A 1655-nucleotide genomic window follows, 5' to 3' on the forward strand; every position below is an offset into this window, starting at 1 on the left:
GTGGATCAGTGGCGAACGGGTGAGTAACACGTGAGCAATCTGCCCCTGACTCTGGGATAAGCGCTGGAAACGGCGTCTAATACTGGATACGAGCCGTGAAGGCATCTTCAACGGTTGGAAAGATTTTTCGGTCAGGGATGAGCTCGCGGCCTATCAGCTTGTTGGTGAGGTAATGGCTCACCAAGGCGTCGACGGGTAGCCGGCCTGAGAGGGTGACCGGCCACACTGGGACTGAGACACGGCCCAGACTCCTACGGGAGGCAGCAGTGGGGAATATTGCACAATGGGCGCAAGCCTGATGCAGCAACGCCGCGTGAGGGATGACGGCCTTCGGGTTGTAAACCTCTTTTAGCAGGGAAGAAGCGAAAGTGACGGTACCTGCAGAAAAAGCGCCGGCTAACTACGTGCCAGCAGCCGCGGTAATACGTAGGGCGCAAGCGTTATCCGGAATTATTGGGCGTAAAGAGCTCGTAGGCGGTTTGTCGCGTCTGCTGTGAAATCCCGAGGCTCAACCTCGGGTCTGCAGTGGGTACGGGCAGACTAGAGTGCGGTAGGGGAGATTGGAATTCCTGGTGTAGCGGTGGAATGCGCAGATATCAGGAGGAACACCGATGGCGAAGGCAGATCTCTGGGCCGTAACTGACGCTGAGGAGCGAAAGGGTGGGGAGCAAACAGGCTTAGATACCCTGGTAGTCCACCCCGTAAACGTTGGGAACTAGTTGTGGGGTCCATTCCACGGATTCCGTGACGCAGCTAACGCATTAAGTTCCCCGCCTGGGGAGTACGGCCGCAAGGCTAAAACTCAAAGGAATTGACGGGGACCCGCACAAGCGGCGGAGCATGCGGATTAATTCGATGCAACGCGAAGAACCTTACCAAGGCTTGACATACACGAGAACGCTGCAGAAATGTAGAACTCTTTGGACACTCGTGAACAGGTGGTGCATGGTTGTCGTCAGCTCGTGTCGTGAGATGTTGGGTTAAGTCCCGCAACGAGCGCAACCCTCGTTCTATGTTGCCAGCACGTAATGGTGGGAACTCATGGGATACTGCCGGGGTCAACTCGGAGGAAGGTGGGGATGACGTCAAATCATCATGCCCCTTATGTCTTGGGCTTCACGCATGCTACAATGGCCGGTACAAAGGGCTGCGATACCGTAAGGTGGAGCGAATCCCAAAAAGCCGGTCCCAGTTCGGATTGAGGTCTGCAACTCGACCTCATGAAGTCGGAGTCGCTAGTAATCGCAGATCAGCAACGCTGCGGTGAATACGTTCCCGGGTCTTGTACACACCGCCCGTCAAGTCATGAAAGTCGGTAACACCTGAAGCCGGTGGCCCAACCCTTGTGGAGGGAGCCGTCGAAGGTGGGATCGGTAATTAGGACTAAGTCGTAACAAGGTAGCCGTACCGGAAGGTGCGGCTGGATCACCTCCTTTCTAAGGAGCATCTGAAGGCTTCGGTCTTCTAGAACCCTGATCAGAGCGAATGTCTCTGCAGGGAGCTCATGGGTGGAACATTTGATGGGGTGCTGAGGATCTGATCTTCGAGTGAGTACGGCCTTTGGGTCTGGAAAGCTGGGGGTGAGGGGCTTGGTACATGCACGCTGTTGGGTCCTGAGGGACCGGATGCCTTTTCGGAGGCGATGAACCTCAGGG

The 1655-nt window shown here is 56.0% G+C and carries 1 rRNA gene; it reads left to right on the plus strand.

Going from position 1 to position 1655, the window contains the following annotated elements:
* Window positions 1–1436: ribosomal RNA gene (locus WFI52_RS14110) — 16S ribosomal RNA — on the plus strand; the annotation flags it as partial.
* Window positions 1437–1655 lie beyond the last annotated feature (219 nt).

Source organism: Microbacterium sp. MMO-20, assembly GCF_037147735.1.
Lineage (GTDB): Bacteria > Actinomycetota > Actinomycetes > Actinomycetales > Microbacteriaceae > Microbacterium.